22 protein-coding genes and 1 rRNA gene are annotated in these 25,411 nt (G+C 48.4%); 7 read left to right on the top strand and 16 right to left on the bottom strand.

The window, feature by feature from the left end; genetic code table 11:
* Nucleotides 1-150: 150 nt before the first annotated feature.
* Nucleotides 151-1,947 (bottom strand): AMP-dependent synthetase/ligase, encoded by a 1,797-nt coding sequence (locus LZP69_RS15310; protein ID WP_234201588.1) that lies wholly within the window; start codon nucleotides 1,945-1,947, stop codon nucleotides 151-153.
* 345 nt (nucleotides 1,948-2,292) lie between these two features.
* On the opposite strand from LZP69_RS15310, the gene LZP69_RS15305 reads away from it, so the two are divergent.
* The 3 genes from LZP69_RS15305 to LZP69_RS15295 are packed head-to-tail and all read left to right on the top strand — an operon-like array spanning nucleotide 2,293 to nucleotide 5,692.
* A complete protein-coding gene (locus LZP69_RS15305; protein WP_234201587.1) occupies nucleotides 2,293-3,828 on the top strand; it encodes an alpha/beta hydrolase in 1,536 nt (511 codons plus the stop codon).
* Complete coding sequence (locus tag LZP69_RS15300) at nucleotides 3,825-4,559, top strand: ABC transporter ATP-binding protein (protein WP_234201586.1); 735 nt, start codon at nucleotides 3,825-3,827, stop codon at nucleotides 4,557-4,559. The genes LZP69_RS15305 and LZP69_RS15300 overlap by 4 nt, the downstream gene beginning before the upstream one ends.
* Entirely contained in the window at nucleotides 4,559-5,692 is a 1,134-nt protein-coding gene (locus LZP69_RS15295; RefSeq protein WP_234201627.1) for an ABC transporter permease, read from the top strand. Before LZP69_RS15300 ends, LZP69_RS15295 begins: the two co-directional genes overlap by 1 nt.
* Nucleotides 5,693-5,769: 77 nt before the next feature.
* On the opposite strand, the gene mog is transcribed toward LZP69_RS15295, so the two are convergent.
* The 12 genes from mog to LZP69_RS15235 form a co-directional block, all read right to left on the bottom strand.
* Complete coding sequence (gene mog / locus LZP69_RS15290) at nucleotides 5,770-6,303, bottom strand: molybdopterin adenylyltransferase (RefSeq protein ID WP_234201585.1); 534 nt, start codon at nucleotides 6,301-6,303, stop codon at nucleotides 5,770-5,772.
* A gap of 163 nt (nucleotides 6,304-6,466) precedes the next feature.
* Nucleotides 6,467-7,363, bottom strand: coding sequence for a diguanylate cyclase (locus LZP69_RS15285; RefSeq protein ID WP_234201584.1), 897 nt, complete (start codon nucleotides 7,361-7,363; stop codon nucleotides 6,467-6,469).
* A gap of 231 nt (nucleotides 7,364-7,594) precedes the next feature.
* Entirely contained in the window at nucleotides 7,595-8,062 is a 468-nt protein-coding gene (locus tag LZP69_RS15280) for a type II toxin-antitoxin system death-on-curing family toxin (protein WP_234201583.1), read from the bottom strand.
* Between the two features lies 1 nt (nucleotide 8,063).
* Nucleotides 8,064-9,077 (bottom strand): DNA-binding protein, encoded by a 1,014-nt coding sequence (locus LZP69_RS15275; RefSeq protein WP_234201582.1) that lies wholly within the window; start codon nucleotides 9,075-9,077, stop codon nucleotides 8,064-8,066.
* Nucleotides 9,070-10,290, bottom strand: coding sequence for a restriction endonuclease subunit S (locus tag LZP69_RS15270; protein ID WP_234201581.1), 1,221 nt, complete (start codon nucleotides 10,288-10,290; stop codon nucleotides 9,070-9,072). Before LZP69_RS15270 ends, LZP69_RS15275 begins: the two co-directional genes overlap by 8 nt.
* Nucleotides 10,283-11,914: an HsdM family class I SAM-dependent methyltransferase gene (locus LZP69_RS15265; protein ID WP_234201580.1), complete on the bottom strand. Its 1,632-nt coding sequence runs from the start codon at nucleotides 11,912-11,914 to the stop codon at nucleotides 10,283-10,285. The genes LZP69_RS15270 and LZP69_RS15265 overlap by 8 nt, the downstream gene beginning before the upstream one ends.
* Before the next feature lie 44 nt (nucleotides 11,915-11,958).
* Nucleotides 11,959-15,096: a type I restriction endonuclease subunit R gene (locus LZP69_RS15260; RefSeq protein ID WP_234201579.1), complete on the bottom strand. Its 3,138-nt coding sequence runs from the start codon at nucleotides 15,094-15,096 to the stop codon at nucleotides 11,959-11,961.
* A 24-nt stretch (nucleotides 15,097-15,120) separates the two neighbouring features.
* Entirely contained in the window at nucleotides 15,121-15,330 is a 210-nt protein-coding gene (locus LZP69_RS15255; RefSeq protein WP_234201578.1) for a helix-turn-helix domain-containing protein, read from the bottom strand.
* Between the two features lie 220 nt (nucleotides 15,331-15,550).
* Nucleotides 15,551-16,735, bottom strand: coding sequence for an NAD(P)/FAD-dependent oxidoreductase (locus LZP69_RS15250; protein WP_234201577.1), 1,185 nt, complete (start codon nucleotides 16,733-16,735; stop codon nucleotides 15,551-15,553).
* 217 nt (nucleotides 16,736-16,952) lie between these two features.
* The gene (gene gpsA / locus LZP69_RS15245) at nucleotides 16,953-17,972 is read right to left on the bottom strand and encodes an NAD(P)H-dependent glycerol-3-phosphate dehydrogenase (protein ID WP_234201576.1); all 1,020 of its coding nucleotides are present in this window, start codon (nucleotides 17,970-17,972) and stop codon (nucleotides 16,953-16,955) included.
* 6 nt (nucleotides 17,973-17,978) lie between these two features.
* Nucleotides 17,979-18,470 carry a protein-export chaperone SecB gene (secB, locus tag LZP69_RS15240; RefSeq protein ID WP_234201575.1) on the bottom strand — a complete coding sequence of 164 codons (492 nt, stop codon included), beginning with the start codon at nucleotides 18,468-18,470 and terminating at the stop codon, nucleotides 17,979-17,981.
* A 196-nt stretch (nucleotides 18,471-18,666) separates the two neighbouring features.
* Nucleotides 18,667-19,098, bottom strand: a complete 432-nt coding sequence (locus LZP69_RS15235; protein ID WP_234201574.1) for a rhodanese-like domain-containing protein — start codon at nucleotides 19,096-19,098, stop codon at nucleotides 18,667-18,669.
* A 231-nt stretch (nucleotides 19,099-19,329) separates the two neighbouring features.
* On the opposite strand from LZP69_RS15235, the gene gpmM reads away from it, so the two are divergent.
* From gpmM to LZP69_RS15215, 4 genes are read left to right on the top strand one after another with little or no spacing between them, the layout of a single operon-like run.
* Entirely contained in the window at nucleotides 19,330-20,871 is a 1,542-nt protein-coding gene (gene gpmM / locus LZP69_RS15230; RefSeq protein WP_234201573.1) for a 2,3-bisphosphoglycerate-independent phosphoglycerate mutase, read from the top strand.
* 14 nt (nucleotides 20,872-20,885) lie between these two features.
* Nucleotides 20,886-22,022 (top strand): murein hydrolase activator EnvC family protein, encoded by a 1,137-nt coding sequence (locus LZP69_RS15225; RefSeq protein ID WP_442800692.1) that lies wholly within the window; start codon nucleotides 20,886-20,888, stop codon nucleotides 22,020-22,022.
* 33 nt (nucleotides 22,023-22,055) lie between these two features.
* Entirely contained in the window at nucleotides 22,056-23,261 is a 1,206-nt protein-coding gene (locus tag LZP69_RS15220; protein WP_234201572.1) for a S41 family peptidase, read from the top strand.
* 13 nt (nucleotides 23,262-23,274) lie between these two features.
* Nucleotides 23,275-24,021, top strand: a complete 747-nt coding sequence (locus tag LZP69_RS15215; protein ID WP_234201571.1) for a divergent polysaccharide deacetylase family protein — start codon at nucleotides 23,275-23,277, stop codon at nucleotides 24,019-24,021.
* Nucleotides 24,022-24,029: 8 nt separating this feature from the next.
* Here LZP69_RS15215 and LZP69_RS15210 read toward each other — a convergent pair whose 3' ends face one another.
* The 3 genes from LZP69_RS15210 to rrf all read right to left on the bottom strand — a co-directional run bounded on the left by LZP69_RS15210 (nucleotide 24,030) and on the right by rrf (nucleotide 25,405).
* The gene (locus LZP69_RS15210) at nucleotides 24,030-24,482 is read right to left on the bottom strand and encodes an Rrf2 family transcriptional regulator (protein ID WP_234201570.1); all 453 of its coding nucleotides are present in this window, start codon (nucleotides 24,480-24,482) and stop codon (nucleotides 24,030-24,032) included.
* Nucleotides 24,483-24,491: 9 nt separating this feature from the next.
* Nucleotides 24,492-24,746 carry a YkgJ family cysteine cluster protein gene (locus LZP69_RS15205; RefSeq protein WP_234201569.1) on the bottom strand — a complete coding sequence of 85 codons (255 nt, stop codon included), beginning with the start codon at nucleotides 24,744-24,746 and terminating at the stop codon, nucleotides 24,492-24,494.
* 543 nt (nucleotides 24,747-25,289) lie between these two features.
* A 5S ribosomal RNA gene (rrf, locus tag LZP69_RS15200) occupies nucleotides 25,290-25,405 on the bottom strand.
* Nucleotides 25,406-25,411 lie beyond the last annotated feature (6 nt).

Genomic DNA, 25,411 nt, shown 5'->3' with positions numbered 1-25,411 from the left:
ATTGTGCTGACGTTACCGAACAAGATTCGACTATGCAAGTGTGTTTGCGTTTAGCCACCATTAAAGCAAGAAGGCTGAAAAGTATTCCCTTTCAGCCTTCTTATTAGCTCTTAATGCTAGTGCTCGATATTAGTTCTCAATAGCGCAACACTATTTCGCGTACATAGCATTAATTTCATTGGCATATTTATGGTAGATCATCTTACGACGCAGCTTCATGGTCGGGGTGATCAAACCTGCCTCCATGGAAAAAGCTTCAGGTAACAGGGTAAATTTTTTGATCTTCTCGAAGCCAGCTAATTCAGCCTGCAGGGTTTTCAGACGCTGCTCAAAATGCTCCACCACATGGCTGTGACGCAGCAGTTCGATAGGCGACTCGTAATGCAGGCCTTTCTCTTTCGCCCAGTTTTCTAGGGACTCAAACGCAGGCACGATCAAGGCGGTCACATAATTTTTGGCATCGGCCACTATGGCCACCTGCTCGATAAAGGGGCAACAACTGACCTTGCCTTCGACTCGTTGCGGCGCAATATATTTGCCGTTTGAGGTCTTCATCAGCTCCTTGATACGATCGACGATATACAGGTTACCCTGCTCGTCGAGGCGTCCCGCATCCCCGGTTTTCAGCCAACCATCTTCAAATGTCGCGGCGGTTTCTTCTGGGCGATTATAATAACCACGCATCACAGTATCGCCACGCACTAAAATTTCGTTCTCTTTACCCAGCTTGACTTCCACTTCGGGCAAGGTTTTACCGTTCGAACCCGCCACACGATTGTCTAAGGTATTACAGCTGACGGTCGCCGTGGTTTCTGTCATGCCGTAGCCGCACAATACAGGCACATCGATGGAATGGAAGAAATTAGCCACATTCTGATCTAAGGCCGCACCGCCGCAAGGCATAAACTTCAGACGACCGCCCAGCACCTGCTGTAATTTGCTAAATACCAGCTTATTAGCCAGCTTATGCTGTAGACCGAGCCAGAATGAGCTCTGCGCCCGCCCCTGTTTTACCTCAAAGAAACGCTCACCCACGGCCATTGCCCAAGCAAACAATTTCTGTCTGCCCGCAGGGGCGCCGCTCACCTTATCTTGCACCGCACTGTACACCTTCTCCAGGAATCTTGGCACCACACAAAGGGTATGGGGTTTCACATCGGCAATGGCTTCTTTGACCGTCATAGGATCTTTTAAATAAACGTTATGACCGCCGCGACACAGGACATAGAAGCTCCAGCCACGTTCAAACACATGGCTCAGCGGCAGGAAGGCCAGCGATACATCACCCGGCTTGAAGGGCAATACGGTATCGTGCTGACGCACCACTGAAGCCATATTGCGATAATCCAGCATCACCCCTTTAGGATCGCCGGTTGTGCCTGAGGTGTAGATAAGGGTTAGCAGATCGTTTAAATCAGTCGCCTGCATACGCGCGGCCTGCTCTGTCTCGATCGCCTCATCATAGTGACGATTTAGCAGGCTATCTAAATGAAGCTCATGATCACTATCTTCGAGGTTAATACTGCTGTCGAACACCACAATATGAGTTAAAGAGGGGCAGAGTTTCACCAGCTCACGGGCGGTCTGATATTGGCTGGCGTCGTCAACGAAGATCAGTTTCGCCTGGGCGTCATCGACAATGTAACGCGCCTGCGCCAAGGTGCTGGTCGGATAAATTGGGACAACAACTGTTTTCGCTTTTAATGACCCGACATCGACACAGGTCCACTGGGGACAGTTCTGGGACAGAATCACCACCTTGTCTTGAACCGCCAGGTTGAAACCGATAAGCGCCTTGGCGATACCATTGGTGCGACGATCGAAATCCGTCCAACTTACCTTATCCCAAGGTGCTGCAAGCCCATAACCTTCCAGGGCAATGGACTCACCTAACTGCGAAGCCTGCTCCTGAAGCAGACGGATAAGATGATACTGTTGGAGCGACATATTCTTTAACCTTTTAGCGTACACTTGTACCTTTTTCGGCGCATTCTACGCCAACACAGGCAAAAAAATAAGAGTTTTTACTCCAACAATGTTAATCAATCCACAGAAATGCGAAATGTGAGGCTTGGACACGAAACACTTATTTAGGCTTTTATATTAAAATAACAAATGGTTAAATAGGAACAACCTTATCGAATGCTGAATTAATTAGCACCAAGACTTGATTAGCCAGGCGTGAAACAGACACAATCGAAATTCTGTGCGCAGACAAGGCTCAACGCCAGAGGCGAAATAAAGCAGAAACCGCCATCAATACAAGATTGCATCAACTAAGGGATAGGAATTATGTTACAAGGATCGCGAACTCGCAGCGCCCAGGCTCGAAGACGATTAAGTAAACTCGCCTGTTTGGCTTATGCCTCACTCGCGTTTATCGCAATTGCCGGACTCACACCAACACAGGTTAAGGCCCAACCTCAAGTCGGTGACGAGAGCTGCTATGTTGACGGTTTATCGGACAGGCTGCGCTGTGGCTTTGTTAACGTCCCCGAAAACTACAGCGAGCCGGACGGTAAGCAGATACAGATACACTATGTGGTTCTGCCCGCCATTAAACCCAGCTTTACCCAGGAAGCCTTATTAGCGATTGCCGGTGGCCCAGGACAATCTGCCATCGAAAATGCCGCCGGTTTCGATCGTATTTTCAATAAGGTGCGCCAACAGCGGGACATACTGCTGATCGACCAGCGCGGTACGGGGCTGTCCAGCCCGCTCCAGTGCACTGGCGAGAGTTTCGAAGGCACGCTCGCCTTCGATGAGACAGATCTGGATATCGCCGCCGAAATCCAAAAGTGCCGCGACGGCTTAACCGCCGATGTGCGCCAATATGGCAGCGAAACCGCGCTGAAAGATTTTGAGGCGGTGAGAACCCATCTGGGTTACCAGAAATTGCACATCTACGGCATCTCCTACGGTAGTCGCATGGCACAACTCTATATGCGTCACTATCCCGAGGCCATAGCCACTGTCACCCTAGACGGCGTAGTGCCCATGCAGCAAAGCGTACTCAATATCGGTGACGCCATAGCACGCGCCTTTAAGTTACTGTTCGAAGATTGCCAGAACAATAGCCTGTGCCACCAGCAGTTTGGCCAGCTTGAAACCGAGTTTAACCAGGTCAATCAACAGCTTGCCAAGGCGCCCATGATAAGTCAGACACGCGATCCACTCACCTTTGAGCCGACACAGCTAACCATGACCCAAAACAAATTTATGGGTGCTATCCGTATGGCGCTCTATTCAACCAATGTACGCGCCCTACTACCCCACGCCATACATCAGGCGGCTCAAGGCAATTTTCAGCCGCTGATGGGACTCTATGCCTTAACGGTTAACAGCACAGGCATGGCCATGGGGATGCACGCCTCTGTGGTCTGCGCCGAAGATTGGCAGCGTTTTAAGGCGCAAAAGAGCGCCGAACAAGCCAACTACTTCTCGACCGAGATGCTAAAAGGGATAGATCAGACCTGCCCCATCTGGGACATGGCCAGCGTTGATGACAGCTTCTCTGCGCCTATCGACAGCGATCTGCCCACCCTCTTGTTGTCTGGCGAGATAGATCCGGCCACGCCGCCAAGCTGGGGCGAGATGGCGATGGAAAAACTCACCAACGCCAAACACTTTATCGACCCCTACGCCACCCACGGCGTCGCCTATCAGTCCTGTGCTAACGAACTGATCGCGCAGCTGATCAGCAGCGGCAGTGTCGAAAAACTCTCTGATGAATGTTTACACAAGGATGTCAGCCGTAACTTCTACCTCAACGCCAACACGGTAGAACAACTGGCGAATCAAGCCGATACCCAAGGAGCTACACAATGATTAAAGTCTCACAACTGTCCAAACGTATCGGCGAGGTACAGGCACTGAACGATCTCAGCTTCGAAGCCTTCGATGGCGAAATCACCGGCCTGCTCGGCCCCAACGGCGCAGGCAAAACCACCTGTTTACGCACCATCTTCGGCCTGCTGAAACCGGATCAAGGCGTGGCCGAAATTGACGGCTTCGATGTGGCCAAAGATCCCGTTAAAGCCAAACAACAACTGGGACTGTTTCCCGATCCTTTCGGCCTGTATGAGCGTCTCACGCCGCGGGAATATATCAGCTACTTTGCCGAGCTCAATGGCCTGTCACGCAGTGATGCCAAGGCCGCGGCCGCCAGCGTGATGAGTAAACTACACATGGAAGATATTAGCGATCGCCGCTGCAAGGGATTCTCCCAAGGGCAACGAATGAAAACCGCCCTGGCTCAGGCGATAGTGCATGAACCCACCAATATTATTCTCGATGAACCGACCCGAGGCTTGGACGTGATGAGTACCAGAGTACTGAGAGATCTACTGAAAAATCTCAAAGATGCAGGTCACTGCGTGCTGTTTTCCAGCCATGTGATGCAGGAGGTCGCCGCCCTGTGCGATAGAGTCATTGTCATGGCCGAAGGCCGGGTGCTGGCCATAGGCAGTCCGCAACAGTTGTGCCAGCAGACAGGTAAAGACTCACTAGAAGACGCCTTTATCGCACTTATCGGCACAGACGAGGGGATAGCAGCATGATGAAGACCACTATCGCCATGATCAGAAAAGAGCTGATCGACGCCGCCCGCGACAAACGATCTGTGATGGCCGGACTCTATTACGCCATAGGTGCGCCACTGATGATGTGCGCCATGTTTATGCTGCTGATTGGCCAGATCACCAGCCCAGAAGCGCTCAACATCACTATCACCCACGATGAACGCGCACCGGATCTGGTGAAGTATCTCGCCAGCAACGAGATAAGTCAGGGCGATGAGGCCGATCGCAAGGCAATTGAGCTGGTGATCAGCGAAGATTATGCCGTCAACATGGCCAAGGGGATGCCGGCCGAGTTGACGCTGATCGCCGATAACTCCAATGAGAAACTGCAATCCTCTATCCGCCGCCTGGAAAAGAATCTGCAGCGCTACAGCGCCGAGATGGGCAGCCTGAGGCTTATCGCCCGGGGGATCGATCCTAAGGTGGTGCAACCGCTTAAGGTGAGCCTACAAGATCAGGCGACGTCCGATTCTAAAGGCGGCATGATCTTAGGCGTCGCCATCTTTATGATGGTCTATGCGGTGTTTATCTCTGGCATGAACCTGGCGATTGATACCAGCGCCGGCGAGCGCGAACGCAACTCGCTGGCGCTGCTGCTCAGCCATCCGGTGTCGAGCCGGGATATAGTGCTCGCCAAGATAGCGGCCGTCACCATCTTCGCCATGATAGGCCTGGTATTGACCTTAGTGATCTCCAAGATAGCCTACGGCTTCGTCCCTTGGCAGGAGCTGGGCTTTAGCGTCAATATTAATGGCGACTTTATCGCCCTGATGCTGGCAATCGGACTTCCCATCGCCCTGATGGCGGCAGCGCTGCAGCTGTTTGTCTCCTTCATGGCTAAATCCTTTAAGGAAGCCCAGTCCTACCTGACCATAGTGCTGATCGTGCCCATGATGCTGTCGATGGCGGCCAGCTACAATATCGCCCCGGAGACACTGCAATGGCTGCCTATTTCGGGGCAGATGCAGGCGCTGATCGCCTACATTAAGGGCCAGGCGTTTCCCTCATTGCAGCTGGCGATTTCCAGTGTAACTACCTTAGCCATCGCCCTGGCGCTGACCATGGGCATGGAGCGCTCTCTTAAGAGTGAAAAAATCGTCTTTGGCCTGTGATCGATAAGGCCACCCGCGCCCATAAAAAAATCTAGCCAATCAATGGCTAGATTTTTTGGGTTTGCAACGGATAAAGCTTACTTGGCTTTCGGTCTGAATGGCTTTATCACGCTCTCATCACACTCCAGGTAAGGCCCTTCCATCAGGTCGATACAATATGGAATGGCGGGGAATACCGCATCGAGACACTCGCGGATCGACTTAGGCTTGCCGGGCAGGTTGACGATTAGACTGTCGGCGCGCAGCCCCGCAGTCTGCCGGGAGAGGATCGCCGTAGGCACAAACTTGAGCGACTCGGCGCGCATCAGCTCGCCAAAACCTGGCATCATGCGATCGCAAACCGCCTCGGTAGCCTCCGGGGTCACATCGCGCTTCGCCGGACCTGTGCCGCCAGTGGTCACGATTAAACAGCAATTTTGTTCATCGGCCATCTTGATCAGAGTCGCCTCAATCACATCCTGCTCATCGGGGATAACTTCATAAACTGGCTCCCATTCTGAGGTCAGATACTCATTGAGCACCTCAATAATGGCCTTACCCGAGATATCCTCATACACGCCGGCACTGGCACGATCGCTGACTGTGACTATGCCTATCTTTGCTTTCGCCATTGGGTTTTCCTTTAATCTATAGAAAGAAATTGCCGCCTAAACTAGCATATTTGCCACCTTGAACGTAGCCAAATTGGCAAATTATTCACTTTATGCAAACTGAGATGATATGGGATATGAGACCTGAGATTGTTGGTTTTTAGGCGGATAAAGGAAAGTCTACTCAGGGTGCTGAACTGACATAATGGCCATCGACCCGACTGACTAAGCAGTTTCGCCCATCGGCCTTTGCCCTAAGCACAGCTTCCTCGGCCAGCGCCAGCAGGTGGCTGAAATCCCCATCCAGCCCCTGAGCAGAAACTACGCCTAAGCTGGCGGTCACCTCTATCCCTAATGGCCTGAGTGTCTGCAGACGCTGACGGACAAGCTCGGCCTTTGCCTGTGACCGGTAAATATCCAGCTCCATCAGGATCACAAAGGTCTTTCCCCCCAGGCGCGCGACCGTATCTTCTCTGCGAAAATTGCGTTGCAGCAACTCGCTGACCTGTTGCAGCACTAGGTCTCCGACATCGCGCCCATTAAAATTATTGATTTGATTAAACTTATCTAAGTCGATCATCATCAGGCACAGCGGCCTGTTATGGCGCACCATACTGGCCAGCGCTTGATTCGCCCGCTCAATAAAAAAATGACGATTATAAAGCCCGGTCAACTTGTCATGCAGGCTGATAAACTTCAATTGTTCCAGATGTTGCTTCAATTGAATATGCGCCGACACCCGCGCCCGCACCACAGCCGGATGAATAGGTTTAGCAATGCAATCCACCGCCCCCAAGGCTAGCCCCTTAATGCTCTCATCGCTCTCAGTGGCTGTAACGAAAATGATGGGAATATCGGCTGTGTCTGGATTGGCTTTGAGTTGACGGCATACCTGGTAGCCATCGAGATCTGGCATTAGCGTATTGAGCAGAATAAGATCCGGATGTCGTTTGGCCGCCACCAGACAAGCCTGGCGATTATCGGCCGTCCACACCTGATAGTGCTCACTTAGGCACTGCTTAATCACCAGCAGATTCGCTCTGGCATCATCGACCACCAGCACAACGGCGAGTTTTTCCATAACAACCTCTACAGCCCCCAACAGATGAGGATCGACCCTAAGCTAAAAGTGTAGCAGAAGATATTCCAGCACAGACAAGGGCGGCAGGCGCACTCGCCTGGCGCAGTTTCCAATACAAGGCTGGCATGCTGAGCTAACCGCAAAGCATAAGGCTCAGGGTAACTTAACTAAGGACTTGGTTAATCCGGGGCTTGGCCAATTTACAGATTTCCTCAGAGATATAAAAGGCTATTATTGTTTGTTTTCTTCAGCTTGTTGAACCGCTTCATACATTTCCAGTTTCAACGCCTCAGAATGCTCATCCTCATACAAGATAGAACTTATAATTTTATGCAGTAGCTCTTTGTTTATAACATTATCTGCGACCCAAACAGCGATGTTTTCCATTTCTCGAACGAAATACTGCACTAGGTAATCGAATCCGTTGAGTTCTAAAAAATAGGCTCCGAGTGCCAGTGATGAGCGTTTATTGCCATCATTGAAGGCATGGTTTTTGTTGATGGAAAACACTAAGTGCGTCAGTTTGTCTTCGATTTCAGGGTAATACCTGTCGTTTTGAATATGCTCTAGTGGGCTTTCAAGTTGACCGATATCTTTTGTGCCAGTTAAACCACCAGAGTTATCAATAATCCAGTCATGAGTTTTAACAGCATACGCCACATCGAAGTAGAAAAACCTAGGGTGAACTTCGCCAGTCATATCAGCGATCCTTCAAACGTTTGAATACGGCCAATGTTTCAGGATCACTGAGCTGTTCTTCAAGCGACTTACTCTTCTCGCCGAGGAAGCGCTCAAAATCTGCCTCGGGTACAGATTTTATGTAAGCCTCCAGCTTTTCATGTAAAGCGTCCCTAAAGCACAAGTCTCGGCTGGCCATTTTAGTTCTAGCATCGGTGATCAGCGGCTTAAATAAGGGATGCTGCTCAAAACTTGTAAATAACACTTCCGTTTCTTTCTGCGTCAATTTGCGACCCAAGTTGTTGCTTTTTTGCTCTAACTCATGGGCTATACCAGATTCAAAACTAGCAATAAGCGTGAGCACTTCTGAGTACATGGTTTCGCGAATTTGATCCTTTTCAGCCAGCTTGAGTATTTTCTTATATTCCGTCGCATTCTCATGGAAAATGCTTTGGTAGATCAGGTTAGTGAAGCGGCCATACTTCCACTTATTGCCGTCTACGTATTTGTCCAAGGCGTCGGTAAACTGTTTGCGGTAATTTTCCTCTTGGAACGCCGCCATCAAGTAATCTTGATCGCGCTGGTTGATGAACTTGGTATGACCCCCTGCGCGTTCTGCGAGTACATCAATGACAATATCGAGTACACGAGAGCGCAGTTCTTTGGCGCGTTCACTGTCAGTGAGTAGCATGCCCAGGTTCAAAATAGCGCGAAAAGAGAAAACGCCTAGCACACTGGTTTTGGTACCGTCATCGATGTCGGTACCATGACTTAATGCTTTGAATTCTCTTAGTTTTGATCCTCTTAATATTTGGTAGCCACTGTTTTTTAGCTCATCTGCATGGCTGGATAAATAGCGCTCAATTGTACGTTCACTGATTTCAAACAATTCCATGACTTGTTGCTTAGTGAACACCGATTCACCATTAAACTGAACACCACCTAATGCGAGGTGTTGCTCTGCTTTTTGCAAGGCGTAACGGTTATTCAGTATGTTTTGTCTGTCATGCAAAGACTCAGTGAGATCTTTAGCCATGCTGAGCCTCCTGTGCTTTAGTGCTTGGTTTTACCGTTACTTGGCCGTTCATTAGCATGGGGAGAAGCCAATCACGCAATGCTATTAGCTGTTCGTTTTCTTGTTCTAGGGTATCTTGTCTTTTGAAAAGGTCTTCTACTTTTGCCCTAAACTCTTCAACAAGTTCATTTGGTGGAAGAGCTAATTTCACTGTTTTAATAACAGTTCCAGATACTTCTTTGAACGTTGAACCAGAAGCGTATTGAATTATTGCTTTTAGGCTATTTTTTACCGTGAAATAGACAAACTCTGTTGGGTACCCTTTAGATGGAACAAAAGACTTAAACCCCTGATTTGTTGTCAGTGTATTTCTTGCAATCGCCATATAACCTATTGGCGCTCTTGAGCTTAACAGCACAGTTCCAGCAGGATATTTTTTAAGTGATGCCGATTTTATACCTTCCGCTGTTACACCCATAGCGCCTTTAGATATGAATTTATTTCCAATGTTCCCTGAAAGATCATTTGGAGTAATCCAGGCACTACCTTGTTCTGAAAAGTTATTTTTATCAGCAGTTGAAGGTGTGCTCCCCCCAACTATCTGACCTAAATTATCCAATGTTCCATCAGACCAGCCGACAGGAATTACACGCTTCAATGTATTGTTGTAAACCATCTTACCGCCAGAAGCTTTATAGGGTTTTCCATTCACATCTGGGAAATCAAACTGCACGAACCAGTAGTCATAAAGCGTTTTGGCCATGGCTTCTAGCTCAGTATTGATACGATTGTTGAGTTCGATTTTTTTGTCTATAACTTCAAGCACTTCACGGCAAGCAACTTGTCCTACTATGTCAGCTATGGTCGGGACTAACATCTCGTGAAGCTCATTTCTATTCACACCAGGAACAGCACTTTTGTCTGATGTACGAATTCGACCGATGCATTTCAGAAGGTAATAAATATATTTGGGGTCATTACCTTTAAAATCCTGAACATATAAAGCCGTGTTGTGAGGCCAGTATTTACCGTCGACATAGTACATTTCACCTAAAGTACCATATCGGCCAGTTACGACTCCCTTACCATCGACTTTGTATTCATTGTGATAGCCTGATATACCAGCAGAACTAATTACCGGATAAGCGCCCAGCTTGCGATTTTTTTCTGGTAAATCATATCCCCTCTTTAAGGTAATCGAATCACCTAACCTTTTAGATACAACATTACTCATACTTAACTCTCACCAACTGTTTTTTAATCTCTACTTCTAGCTCACGAGACTGATTAAACAAACTGTCCAAATTGCTGGTAAAGCTCTGCATTTTTTCCGCAAACTGCTCCGGAGTGATATCAACGTGCTCAATCTTGACTTCGAAATACTGTCCGGCACTGAGGCTGTAATTTTTTGCAGCGATCTCGTCATAGCTGACTGCAACGGAGAAGTCTTCTTCGGTCCACTTGCTATTAAATACCTCAATAATCCGCTGTTCTTCTTCAGGTGTTAGAACCGTTTTCTGATTCTTACCTTCTTTGACCTTTTGCCCCAGGCTTGATGCATCAATCAGCACCACTTTGTCTTTGTTGCTGTCATCAATAAACAGAATAGAGACGTTAGTACCTGTGGTCGCAAAGATATTGGATGGCATGGAGACCACACCTGCTAACATCTTGTTCTCAACCAAGTACTGACGGATCTTTTTATCAATACCTGACTGAGCGGTAATAAACCCTGTTGGCAATACCACCGCGGCTTTACCACCTGGTTTTAATGAGTAAATAATGTGCTGCAAGAACAATTGGTAGATTTCCATTTTGTCCTTGGCCTTGGCTTTGATTTTGGGAATACCAGCAAAGAAACGTTTTTTGTTATCGATGCTGTCCAACTCATCACGAAAATCACTGAAATCCAGCTTAAATGGTGGGTTAGAGACAATGTAATCAAACTTGCGAAGCTCGCCATTTTCCTTGTGGTGCGGATGGCGAAGCGTGTCGCCTTCAATCACGTTAGGGATTGAATGCACTAAGTTGTTTAAGATCAGGTTCAAACGCAGTAGGTTTGATGACTTTTTCGAAATATCCTGCGTGTAGATGCTACAACGCGTTTCACCGATGGCATGGGCGACATTCATCAGCAAGGTGCCAGACCCTGCTGATGGGTCATAACAGCTCACATTGCGCACGGTGCCTTGCTGGTCTTTAGGCACCAAAATTGCGGCCATAATGCGTGCTACTGCATGAGGGGTGTAGTACTCGGCATATTTGCCGCCTGAGTTGCTGTTGTAGTCTTTGATCAGGTATTCAAAGATGGTGGCGTAGAAATCAAACTTCTGGTTGAAGATACGCTCGAAGCTAAACTCAATCAGTTTGTTGATGATCGCTTTACAGAAAGCATCACGCTTGGAAACTGTCACGTTCTCGCTGATGCGGGTAAACAGTTGTACCTTTTCGCCAGTGTCCGTCATTACCGCAAATACATCGTTATTGCTGATGGCGATGTCCATCAAGGTATCATCAAACAGCTGAGCAAACCCAGGTTTGTCTTGTTGGTTGAACAAGTGACTGATGAAATGATGTGGTTTGAGACGAGCAGGATCACCGCCCATCTGGATCTGGAGCATCTCTAGATCTTCTTCACTCATTTCAATCAGCGCTTCTTCCCATTTCTCCGCGTTGGCGATTTTTTCGTCTATTTTCTTTGCTTCATAGGCGAACTTATCGTTCAGGAATTTGTACAAAAAGACCTGAGTGATGATCTCAAATTCCCCGGTACTGTTGCCTAAGCCATTGGTTGCACAGATGCTTTTCAGGCTATCGATAAGGGCTTTTGTTTTTTCTCTAAATTCGAGTTCGACCATGGTTTGTGTACTGCCTTTTACTTTTAAATATAAGCTTTATGTTCTTACCAGGATTGGCTACCTGTATTAAATTCTTTTAAATATTCTGCAACGACAAGGTGGTTTACATAACGTACTGCTTCCGCATTCAAGGGAATACTCTGTTGTTTGATAAAGCGGTTATGAACCTTTGGTAGCAGATGTCGCGCAAAATAGCTTTCGTTATCGAGAACGGAGGTGTTGTCGAGCACCTGGCTATCGGCGTCTTCTTTGACTCCGAGTAGGGCCTCAAAAATCTTTCTTTCAGAGTCTGTAATGTCACGTCTCTCTTGTTGGCGCTCAAATAAACGCTTGTGCAGACGCGCATACTTGGTGTCACCTAGGTACTTCTGACGCAATTGGTTGTTCTGTCGGTTCAATTCTTTCACTCGTTGGTGAATTTTGTTGAGCGCATCGATGTTGGCGACCATTTCATCTTGCGTGACTTCACTGAGATTCTTTTTCTTAAATAAGCGCTCTAGTTCATCTTTCAGGTTGATGAACTTCGGGTCTTGCTGGTCAAAGTTACTTGCCAGTGCTTCGCGTGTTTGGCGCAGTGTATTTTTCAACTGGTCAGCCAAAACTAGCTCTTCTTCACCGATCTTAACAAACTTGAAGATGACATCTTCTAAGGCTCGGTGAAGCAGGTGTGTGGTGTCTGTACCTTGTTCAAGATCTTGCTTGAGGTTGAGCAAGTCCAAATGATTGCTGGTTTCGCGGTAAAGCACGTTGAGCTTGGCAAAATCCAGTTCATCAAGGAAGTCGTATTCACCTTGCAGGCGAATAAGGTTATACAGGCTTCGTGCATCAGCTAGGGCATTTTTCAGTGCTAAGACAGTTTCTCTGTCTTGTATCTGGCTGATTTGATCACAGAAGGTCTCCATGTTGTCGATATCAAAGCGGAACAACACATCTTTAATGTGTTCTATCTCTTGTTTGATCTCTTCCTGTGATTTGAATAGCTTGGAGTAGCTTTCGATTTCGTCGCCCAACTCTGATTGCAGCTCGTCAAAGTAAGCTTTGTTAGTCGCGTCAAACTCTTTGCGGATATCTGCAAAATCGACCACATAGCCATAACGGAAGTCTTTGTATGTGCGATTGACGCGTGTGAGTGCTTGTAGCAAGTTATGTTTGCGGATCACGCGGCCAAGGTAAAGTTTCTTCAAGCGTTTAGCATCGAAGCCTGTGAGTAGCATGTTGTAAACAAACAGTAAGTCGATTTTTCCTGCTTTGAAATCTTCAACCCAATCTTTGCGTTCTTGTTTTGTGCCGACATCATGCAAAATCAGCGCAGCATTGCTCACTTTGTGGGCTTGCTTGGCTGGCTCCATGCTTGCCGTTTGAACGTAAGTCGGAATTGGTTCTGCTACCGATGTTGCTCGCTGAGGTTCCGCGCGGTCACTGCTGGATAGGGGCAAGGTTGGTGACTTAGAGGCGTACACCGCATTAAACAGCTCAAACATTTTCTTTGCTTGGTCTGAGCTATCGCAAATGATCATACCGCCTATGGTTGCGTCATTTAGCGTGCCGCGACTCTTTTCGAAGTCGCTGATGATGTAGTCCAGCATTGGCTCAACAAAACTTTGATGGGCGTATATTTCTTTGCGGTCTACATCGCCCATTTTTACTTCAGCTTCTTCAAGTGCTTGCTGAAGCGTCATTTTGTAATTGGTCGCGATCTCTTCACGGATTAAGCGCAGGGTATAGCCGTCGGCAATGGAAGCATTGTAGTAATACTTGTGAATGTAATCGCCAAAAAGAACTCGTGAGTTATAGTCTTCACCCAGTAAGGGCGTACCCGTTAAGCCTATCTTGATAGCGTTGGTATCAGACTGAGTCAGATTGGCCAGAAAGCTACCTTTCGGGTTGTAACTGCGATGAACCTCATCCAAGAAGTAAACACGTTGGATGGTAACGTTATAGTCTTGCGTTGAAATAACGTCGGGGTCGTCTTTAAACTTCTGAATGTTGACGACGGTTATTTCGGCTTTGCCTGAGTGGTTGTGAATCACTTGTGTGGCTTTGATGTCACGCGTGAACGCTTCACGGGAGTTTATAGTATGAACAATCAAGCCGCGTGCAGTGAACTCCCGCTGTGCTTGTTGCAGCAAATCTAGTCTATCGACGATGAAATAGAACTTTGGAATGATTTCTCGCTTTTGGAAGTAATCCGTTAAGAACCCGACGTTGTAATAGGTTAACGCGGTTTTACCACTTCCTTGGGTATGCCAAATAATCCCTTTACGAACCCCTTCGTTTAGCTTTCTCTCAATGGCTTTGGTCGCAAACATCTGTGGGTAGCGCATGATGTGTTTTTGCAGGCCATCACTCTCTGATACATAAGCCAATGCATAGCGTAGAACAAAGGACAAACGCTCTTTGCTGAGTAAAGAGGTACAAATTCGGTTGGTTGGGCGGCTGGGTTCTTTGTTGCTCAAAAACTCAGGGTTGCTGCGGATCACCTCTAAGTTGTTGTCTTTGAGTACTGCCAGTTCTTGCTCATCAGTTAGTGGTTTTAAAAGCGCTGTGAGATCTAACACCTCTTCTTCACGAAAGTAGTTAAACACTGGCTTGTCATATGAACTGCTCGCGTAAAACGCACCTTGTACTGGCTCTGGATCACCATCGACGTAGTCCATGTTGTTGGAAAAAATCATGAACTGAGTGATGTTAGCAAAGCGCTTGAATTTCGGGTTTTGAAAACGTTTATTGATGCGTTCTCTTTCCGCGATGATACCGTCTCGGTTGTTGGGCTTTTTCACCTCAATAAACACCAGTGGCATGCCGTTGATTAACAAGATGATGTCAGGACGAAATTCATCGTCTCCGTTCTTGTAGGTTAGTTCAGTAACGACATGGAAGCTGTTGTTGGACAAATTCTCGAAATCGATCAGCTTAGTACCAGATCGAGCCTTCAACTTATTGAAAAAAGCTCGGCCTAAGTCTTCGTTATCCAGAGAGAGTTTCACTTCTTCGAGCAAACGGGCAACGTCATCAGGTGTTAGTTCTGGGTTGATATTGCTTATCGCAGTGGAAAAAAGATCAGGAAAAATATTAGTATCTTTATCCCAAGAAGTACCTTTAAGCGACAGGTACTTATACCCTAATCGCATCAAATGTAAGATCGTCGGTATTTTTACTCTAGAATCTTCAGTGAAACTCATATCAGTCCTTTGCTATTGTTTTTATTAATCATTCTCTGGTGACTGTTCTAGGAGATCACCAACTTGACAATTAAATAGTACACACAGTTTGTCTATGGCTTCTAAGTCCACTTTTTGTGCTGTTTCTTTGTACAGAAGTGTCACTGTGTTGCGGCTTAAGCCCGTTTCACGAATGACATCCGCTATTCTTAATTTGCGCTCTCCCATCAAACGGGCGAGGTGGCATTTGATCATGTGTTCCTATCCATGCAGGCATTCTGAACGTAAGCGCAACTATAACAGAAATGCTATCCAGTAGTTAAAAATTAGAGTTGAAATGAAATTTTTTATTGAAAACATTGAAAGGTATAATGTACCAGCAACACCTTCATGTCAGCGTGGTTGACCAGTATCAAGTTGTTGACAGAGCCGATGCACTATTTAATATTGGCAAACTTGATTGTATCTACACAAATCAAACCGCTTGTCCTGCGGCGACGCCGGAGGCCCAAGCCCACTGGAAGTTAAAGCCACCGAGCCAGCCGCTGACATCCATCACCTCGCCGGCGAAGAAGAGTCCTGGGACTTTTTTACTCTGCATATCTTTCGATGACAGCTCGTTTGTATCCACGCCGCCCAGAGTCACCTCTGCGGTGCGATAGCCTTCGGTGCCATTCATTAACAGCTCCCAGTGATGCAGTTTATCCACAACTCGATCCCGCTCGGCATGCACCAATTGATTTAGCGCCTTATTGAGCAAGGCTTCATCGAAAAGCAATTCGATCAAACGCTTGGGCAACCACTGACTCAGGGTATTACGCAGGCTTTGTTTCGGGTGCTGCGCGAGGGCATCATCCAAAGAAACAGTCGCATCCATATTGGGCAGCAGATCGATTGAAATGGTCTCGCCGGGTCGCCAGTAGTTGGAGATCTGCAGTACCGCCGGGCCAGACAAACCGCGATGGGTAAACAGCAGTGCCTCGCTAAACTGGGTGCCATCTTTGGCGGTAATGGTGCTCGGCACAGCAATACCAGAGAGGGGCTCAAATAACTGTTTTTGCTCGCTGTGCCAGGTAAAGGGCACTAAGCCTGCTGAGGTCGGCAATACCTTTAATCCGAACTGTTCGGCCAGCTTGTAGCCAAAGGGAGTTGCCCCCAATTTAGGCATGGAGAGACCACCGGTGGCGATCACCAGCGAGTCGCAGCTGTAGCGCCCCTTAGAAGTCTCGAGTTCAAACTGGCCAACGGCATTTTTGATGACAGACTGAATCTCGGTGCGTAGCTGAATCTGCACCCCAGCCCAGTCGCACTCTGTGAGCAGCATAGCCACTATCTCTTTGGCCGAGTCGTTGCAGAACAGCTGGCCGTGATCCCGCTCGTGATATTCGATACCGTGGCGCTCGACCAGCTCGATAAAATCCTGAGACCGATAGCGAGCCAGTGCCGATTTAACGAAGTGAGGATTCTGGCAGATGAAATTGCCCGGCTCCACCTTCTGATTGGTGAAGTTACAGCGGCCACCGCCACTGATTAAGATCTTGCGTCCCGCCTGTTTGGCATTGTCTAACACCAGTACATCACGGCCGCGATAACCGGCTGTCGCGGCGCACATTAAGCCTGCGGCGCCTGCGCCTATTATGATGACTTGATGATGTTTCACGCTATAACTCCACAGGATAAACGAACAAATTTGCCCATTGGCGGTGCATCGTAAAGCTAGATTACCGAGCCTGAATTGCCTGACCTAATATTGCCAGAGCTTAATTGCCAAAGATGGCGCACAGGGCAAAAATAAAGGGCGCTATTTTAGCACCCTTTATGATTCTACATATATTGTTCTACATAAACTCGATAACCGGCATAAACCGAGACAGAGATCATTCGCTCTCTTTGGTTTCTGACTTCTTCTCGCGGGCGAGCAAGGCCTTAGCCGCTTCGTGAGGCGTGCCGCCCTGATAGAGCACACGATACACCTGTTCGGTGATCGGCATCTCCACGCCGAGGCGCTTGGCTAAGGTGTAAACCTCTTTGGTATTACGGTAGCCTTCGACCACCTGACCAATTTCGGCCTGAGCCGTTTCCACATCCTGACCCTGACCTAAGGCCAGACCAAAACGACGGTTACGGGACTGGTTGTCGGTACAGGTGAGCACCAGATCGCCAAGACCCGCCATCCCCATAAAGGTGGATGCCTGTGCGCCTATAGCCTCACCCAGACGGGTAAGTTCCACCAGGCCACGGGTGATCAGTGCGGTTCTGGCGTTGGCGCCGAAGCCTATGCCATCTGACATACCAGCGCTGATAGCAATCACGTTTTTCACCGCGCCGCCCAATTGCAGACCAATAAAGTCATCGTTGGCGTAGACGCGTAAACGGCTTGGGCTGTGCAGCAGTTCCACCAGATCTTGGGTAAAGCTCTGGTCGGTTCCGGCAACTGAGATAGCGGTCGGCATGCCAGCGGCTAACTCTTTTGCGAACGTCGGCCCAGACAGTACAGCCAGCGGATAGGCATCGCCTAACACTTCGCGCGCAACATCCTGCAACAAACGCCCTGTCTCAGGTTCCAACCCCTTGGTCGCCCAGACGATGCGAGCATCTTTGCGAAGATGAGGCTTGGCCTGAGCCAGCACTAATCCAAACACATGGCTTGGTACCACGACCAAAACATTGTTTGAGGCGGCTAAGGCGGTAGCCAGATCCGCTTCGGGGATCAGCAGCTCAGGAAAAGGGATACCAGGTAAAAACGCTTCGTTGCTTCTGTCTTGCTTGAGCCTTTCGATATGCTCTATCTCATGGCCCCATAGCAAGGTTTTATGACCGTTACTGGCTAAAGAAATAGCAAGGGCGGTGCCATAAGAGCCCGCCCCCAGTACCGTTATGTCGGCAGTGTTGTTCATGCGTGATTAAGCTGTCGCTTCGTCAGCTGCTGGAGCCGCTTCAGCACTTGCTTGACGCTGCTGCACGTACTGTGCAAATAGTGCGTCGAAGTTCACTGGTGCAAGGTTAAGCTGTGGGAAAGTACCACGGGCAACCAGGCTACCAACCGCTTCACGAGCGTATGGGAACAGCACGTTAGGGCAGTATGCGCCTAGAGAGTGAGCAAGTTGTGGCTCAGTCAGACCAGAAATAGCGAAGATACCCGCTTGCTGAACTTCACACAGGAAAGCCGTTTCTTCACCGTTTTTAGCCGTTACTGTCAAAGACAGAACAACTTCATAGACATCATCGGCCAGCTTAGCGCTGCGAGTATCAAGATCTAGCTTAACCTCTGGGCTCCACTCTTTTTGGAACACAGCTGGGCTGTTTGGGGTTTCGAAAGAGATATCTTTAGTGTAGATACGTTGAATGTTGAACTGTGGACCCTGTTGTTCGTTGTTTGCTACTTCTTCAGCCATAATATTTACCTAATTCAATTTGTTTGATTCATAAGAATCATCTTAGGGCTTTTGCTACTCGGGTCCTCAATTAGACCTCAGCCACCATCCCAGTTTTAGTTTTATCTTAAATCCTCCATTTGAGGATTTAAGCCATTTTTTTAAGAGATGACACTCTAATCAATCTTACTCAGTAAAAGCAAGCTTGCACGGGTTATCACTTTTTCTTGGCAACAGGCAGATTGTTCTGCTGCCATTCGCTCATACCACCTTTGAGGTTGTAAACAGATTCAAAACCCGCCTTTACCATCAACTGAGCAGCTTGCGCTGAAGTCATTCCAGCATTGCATACCATTATAATGGGACTGGCTTTGAACTTTTCAAGGGCAGAAATCTGATTATTTTTAATTTCGGCCAAAGGCAGGTTCACAGCGTCAACTATGTGGCCTTTCTTGAATTCCTCTTTCGAGCGTACGTCGAGCACTTTGGCGTCTTGTTTGTTAATTAACAACACTGCCTGCTGATGATCGACCGTTTTCACTTTAGAGACGCTAGACTTAAAGACGCTGACGATCAGTGCGACAAATAAACCAATCCAAGCGAGACTCAGCATAGGGTTGGCTTTAAAAAATTCGATATATTCTTGCATTATTTTCGGGCCTACTTGTGTGGCTTATGTTCATTTTGAGCGGCACAGTATAACCGATTGTCGCGGTTAATTGCAGCAAGTTGTTGGCGTTCACAGTAACGCCGAATCGTCAATTTGTGACTGGCTCGATAACCCCTATCGATGTAAATCACTTTTTGATCCTCTATGTACGTAGTAATATTTAATCAATTTCTGATTTTATACTTACTTTCAAACTTAAAGGTACTCACAATGACGACACGCAAACGCCCTCTGGCACTGCTGATCCTCGATGGTTGGGGTTACCGTGAAAACACCGATAACAATGCGGTTTATCACGCCAACACACCGGTTCTCGACAAACTCACCCAAACCTGCGCCAATTCACTTATCTCAGGTTCCGGCTTGGATGTCGGACTACCCGACGGTCAAATGGGTAACTCGGAAGTTGGCCACATCAACATAGGTTCTGGCCGCGTGGTGTATCAGGAATTGACCCGTATCGGCAAGGCGATTGACGACGGCGAATTTGCTGAAAACCCCGCCTTGATTGAAGCAGTCGATAAGGCGATTGCCGCCGATGGCGCGGTACATATCATGGGACTCCTGTCACCGGGCGGTGTTCACAGCCACGAGAACCATATCGAAGCCATGTGCACCATGGCGGTCAAGCGCGGCGCCAAAAGAGTCTATCTGCACGCTTTCCTCGACGGTCGTGACACGCCTCCGCGCAGCGCCAAATCCAGCCTGGCACATTTCAATGCCCTTTTTGCCAAACTAGGTGCAGGGCAGATAGCGTCCATTATCGGCCGTTACTACGCCATGGACAGGGACAATCGCTGGGAGCGGGTTTCACAGGCCTATGAGCTGATCACTGAAGGAAAATCACTACATCAATACAACAATGCTGTTGATGCACTGGAAGCCGCCTATGGCCGCGACGAAAACGATGAGTTTGTTGCCAGCTCGGCCATCACCACACCCGAAGGCGATGTCGTCAGCCTTAAAGATAAGGACGCACTGATCTTCATGAACTTTCGCGCCGACCGCGCCCGTCAGATCACCCGCAGCTTTGTCGACGCCGACTTTAGCGGTTTTGAGCGCAAGGTGACCCCGAGAGTCAACTTCATAATGCTGACCGAATATGCCGCCGATATAAACGCGCCGGTTGCCTACCCCTCGGTGGACTTAGTCAACACCTTGGGCGAAGTGCTGCAAAACAGCGGCAAGCAGCAGCTGCGGATCTCAGAGACAGAGAAATACGCCCACGTCACCTTCTTCTTTAACGGCGGTAAAGAGCAGCCATTTGAAGGCGAAGATCGCATCCTGATCCCATCGCCGAAAGTGGCCACTTACGATCTGCAGCCAGAGATGAGCTCCACCGAACTGACCGACAAGCTGGTCGAGGCGATTGAATCGACTAAATATGATGTGATCATCTGTAACTACCCCAATGGCGACATGGTAGGTCACACAGGGAATTTCGAGGCGGCCGTTAAGGCCTGTGAAGCTGTCGATACCTCTATCGGCCGCGTGGTCGAGGCTTTAGCTAAGGTTGATGGTGAGTGCTTAATCACTGCCGATCACGGCAATGCCGAGCAGATGACAGATGAGCAAACCGGTCAGGCACACACGGCTCATACCAGTGAACTTGTGCCGCTTATCTATGTGGGTCGCAAAGCTGAAATTTCCGCAAACGGAAAATTAAGTGATTTGGCACCAACCATGTTAACCTTGATGGGACAAACCGTTCCAGCCGAGATGACTGGACGCAATCTTATCACATTAAAATAATAAGCGAGTCTCGATTGCTTACACGATTTGGTTTTTATAAAGCCTGCATTATTGCGGGCTTTATCATGCTCTGCGGCGCGGCTCAGGCCTCCAACCTGAAGCAGCGACAATCCGAGTTAGCTGAGATACAAAAGCAGATTAGCGGTCAGCAATCGAGCCTAAAAGACACCAGCCGTCAGCGTGAAAAGCTGCAAAAACTGCTTAAGCAGGATGAACAAGCCATTGCACGCATAGCCAAAAAGGTTAACAGCACCAAAGATGCGCTAAAAGAAACCGATAAAAAACTCGCCGAATTAGCCAGCCGCAAAGTGGAACTGGATAAACAAAAGGGAACTCAACAAAAGGTGCTTGCTAATCAGCTGTCCAGTGCGTATCTGGCAGGCAATCACGATTACACCAAGATGCTGCTCAACCAGCAGAGTCCCGCCACCATAGAACGCCTGCTGGCTTACTACCAGTATCTTAACGATGCCCGCATGGATGCCATCAAGCAGCTGCAACAGACTGTGACCGAACTCGAATCCGTCGAACAGGAACAACAGAGCCAACAGCGCCGACTCAATGCGCTGATTGTAGATCAGCAGCAACAGGCAAAGAAACTTAATCAGGAACAGGCGCAGCGTCAACAGACCCTTACCCAGCTGCAACTCACCCTCAGTAGTCAGGGCTCGAAACTGGAGCAACTTCAGATAGAAGAAGCCAGCCTGAAACGCGTCATTGAGCAGGCGCTGAACGCCATGAAAGACAATCCGAAAATGGAAGGCTTATCCAGCAGAAATAAGCTGAGCTGGCCAACCAAGGGACGGATAAGTTCAGGCTTTGGCAGCCAACGCTCGGGCGAAGTGAAATGGAAAGGGGTATTAATGTCGGCGCCCGAAGGACAAGCCATCGAGGCCGTTTCTGCCGGCAAGGTGATCTATGCCGACTGGCTTAGAGGTTTCGGCATGGTTATGGTTGTCGATCACGGCAAAGGCTTTATGAGCCTCTACGGCCACGCCCAAACCCTACTCAAGAGCGCTGGAGACAATGTCAACAAGGGGGAAACCATCGCCTTGGTGGGTCGCTCAGGTGGACAAACCGAACCTGGCCTATACTTTGAGATACGGCACAAGGGGCAAGCGGTCGATCCTGCGAGATATTGCAAACGCTAACTGGATGGCAACCCCTTCTTCAAGAGGTTGCGTATGGCTCAATTCCTAAGATATTTTACCTGCATAGTGCTGGGCTTAAGCTTAGGCTTATCTATCACCCTGGTCGGTAAAGAGAACGCCGAAAAATATCAGACGCAGCCCAGCTACGCCCAGCTGATGGATGTGATCAACACGGTTGAGACCTATTATGTGGATGAGATCTCCCAGCAGACCCTGATCCAAGCAGCCATAGACGGTATCTTTGCCAAGCTCGACCCCTACTCTGCCTTTCTCGATCAGGAAGCGTTCGACGAACTTGTCGATACTAATCGCGGTGAGTATTTCGGATTTGGTATCGAAATCGCGACCGAAAATGAGCAGGTAACTATCATCAGCCCTTTTCCCCACTCTCCCGCCGCCAATGCCGGTATTCTCCCCGGCGATAAGATAGTCAAGGTCAACCAGGAGTCCATCAACCCCAAACGGCTGGATACTGTGCTCAAACAGATTAAATTTCACAGCCGCCACAATCTGGCTATCCATCTCTCCCTCAGCCGCCCCAACTCCAGAGAGCTGATCGATGTGACCCTCAAACCCGGTTTTATCGATGTGAATTCCGTCAGCGGCGAGCTGCTCGAGGGCGGGATTGGCTACATCAAGTTAGCCAACTTTCAGGATGACTCGACCCAGGATATGATAAAGCAACTCGATCAATGGCAAGATAAAGCCCTAACGGGTTTGATCCTGGATCTGCGCAACAACCCTGGCGGATTGCTCGACCAGGCCATTGAGATTGCCGATCTGTTTCTAGCTAAGGGTCGCATCGTCTCCACCAATGGTCGCTTCTTCGATGCCAATGCAGACTATTTTGCCTCGCCACACAACATATTCAGTAAGGTGCCTATCATAGTCCTGATCAATAAAGGCTCAGCCTCGGCATCGGAAGTGCTGGCCGCGGCGCTACAGGAAAACCAGCGCGCTACACTAATGGGAGAGAAAAGTTTCGGCAAGGGGACAGTGCAGAGCCTGATCCCGACCCTCATCGAAGGTAATGCCATTAAGCTCACCATAGCCCACTACAGCACACCTAAGGGCAAGGACATTCACTCCATCGGCATAGAGCCAGATATAAAAATCTCATCCGATACTATGACGGCAAATGAAAACGTGCCTATAATCGAGAACTTATCGCCCCATGATGAAGTCGCACAGGATAAGCTGGTCAATTTGGCTATCACATGGATAAAAACCAATACTTAATTATTAAAATATCGTGCGCTTATTACTCTTATTAGCCTTTATCTTTATCAGTGTTCACAGTCACGCAGCTCAGGTCTCTATCATTATTGACGATATAGGTTATCGCCAAACCGATGAGGCCGTACTGTCTCTGCCAAGCTCAGTTACCCTGTCCGTCTTACCCCATACGCCACTCGGCAAAAAAATCGCCAAGCAAGCCAGTGCTAAAGGGCATGAGATCATGCTGCACTTACCTATGCAGGCGCTTAATGGCAAGAAGCTCGGGCCTGGCGGCCTAACCAATCAGATGGGGGAAGAGGAGTTTAAGCAAACACTCAGTGACGCGTTTAACAGCATAGAAAATGTTAGAGGGGTGAACAACCACATGGGGAGCCTGCTAACCCAAATGGAACAACCTATGGGATGGTTGATGCAGACGCTAAAACAACAGGATAACTATTTTGTTGATAGTGTCACCACACGTTACAGTAAGGCAGGCGAGATGGCATTAAAATATGGCGTGCCGCTTATGAGACGGGAGATCTTTCTCGACAATGATGTCAGTGAAAAGGCGCTAGAAAAACAGTTTAAGCAGATCCTCAAGCTGGCTAAGAGCCAAAATCACGTTATTGTTATCGGCCATCCCTATCCAGAAACTATCGCCTTTCTCAATAAAAACCTATCGAGACTCAGCAGCGAAAGCCTGAGCTTAGTGAAAACATCGGCGCTTCTGCCTTACAGGATAGCTCAGCAGCCACAACTAACGGATTCACGGCACTAAAGGAAAACTTAAGCGACGGCAACCGGTATGACTAAACCGGGCAAGAGTGCCTTTAACTCCTGCTGATTATTGATCACATCCGCAAGCGTATAACGGTCTAAAACGGCCAGATAGGCATCCACCGCCTCAGACAACACGCCCTTAAGCTTACAGGCAGGGGTAAAGCGACAATATGGTTTTGCGCAATCTATCGGTGCAAGCGAGTTTTCCAGAGTTCGCACCAACACGCCGATATTGATCTGCTCAGCTGGTTTACCTAACCTAAAACCACCGGCTTTTCCGCGTATCGTTTTTAGATACCCCTCTTTACCTAGGTGATGCACTATCTTAGACACATGGTTAGATGAGAGATCGAATACTTCGGTGATCTCAGCAATACGAAACAGGGTTTCTCTCTCCGGCTGTATCGCCAGGTACATTAGAGTACGGATACCAAAATCTGTATAACGAGTTAACTGCATATCTACCTTCTAAGATTGCGTCGCCGCTTCTAAAGATGTGATCAACCAAAGTGCTTCTTCTGTCGACTCACCACAAACGTCCGGCTCGGCAGTAAAACGATCGCACAGTAATGGACGTTCCGGTTTACCAAAAATTCGACAGAGATTATTCTCGTCCAATTGAATGCACCTCACTCCAGCAGGTTTACCTTGAGGCATACCTGGTATAGGGCTGGTTATTGAAGGCGCTATACAGCAAGCACCGCATCCTAAACGACAATTCATTCCACATTATACCCATATTTGCATAGCATGTTAGCCGCGGAGATCACAGCCTTAGGCGGAAAAGCGCTGTAGTTAAGCATTTACTAAATTTTTTGAAACAAACAAGATTAGATCAAGCCTAATAGTATTATCAGATTTTTAATCACCCAAACGAAAAAATCCCCAACACAGTGTGCTGGGGATTTTCGACTCTCTTCCGAGTTAACTTTTTGTCTTCACTTTTCGAAAAGTGAAAACCAAAGTGGCGTCTGTCATGGCCAGCTTCGAGCAAGCTCTCCGCGTTCAGAAGCAGCATCAAGCTTCGCTTGATAAGCGCAGCCCCCTCACCCTACTCTTTATTATCCCCGAAGGGGGCACATGGGGAGACCCCACACTACCATCGGCGCGATTGCGTTTCACTTCTGGGCGCCAGCGGCGATAAGGAGCGGATGGGAGCAGGTCTGAGCTAGTAAAATCAAGCAAGTATTTCTGAAGTCGTTAAACGAAAAAATCCCCAACACGGTGTGCTGGGGAATATCGACTCTCTTTCGAGAATAAATAGGCGCTTGGCGATGACCTACTCTCACATGGGGAGACCCCACACTACCATCGGCGCGATTGCGTTTCACTTCTGAGTTCGGGATGGGATCAGGTGGGACCACAAAGCTATTGTCACCAAGCAAAAT

It is taken from the genome of Shewanella sp. AS1, assembly GCF_021412565.1.
Classification (GTDB): domain Bacteria; phylum Pseudomonadota; class Gammaproteobacteria; order Enterobacterales; family Shewanellaceae; genus Shewanella.
This window is presented reverse-complemented; position numbering and strand designations above follow the sequence as displayed.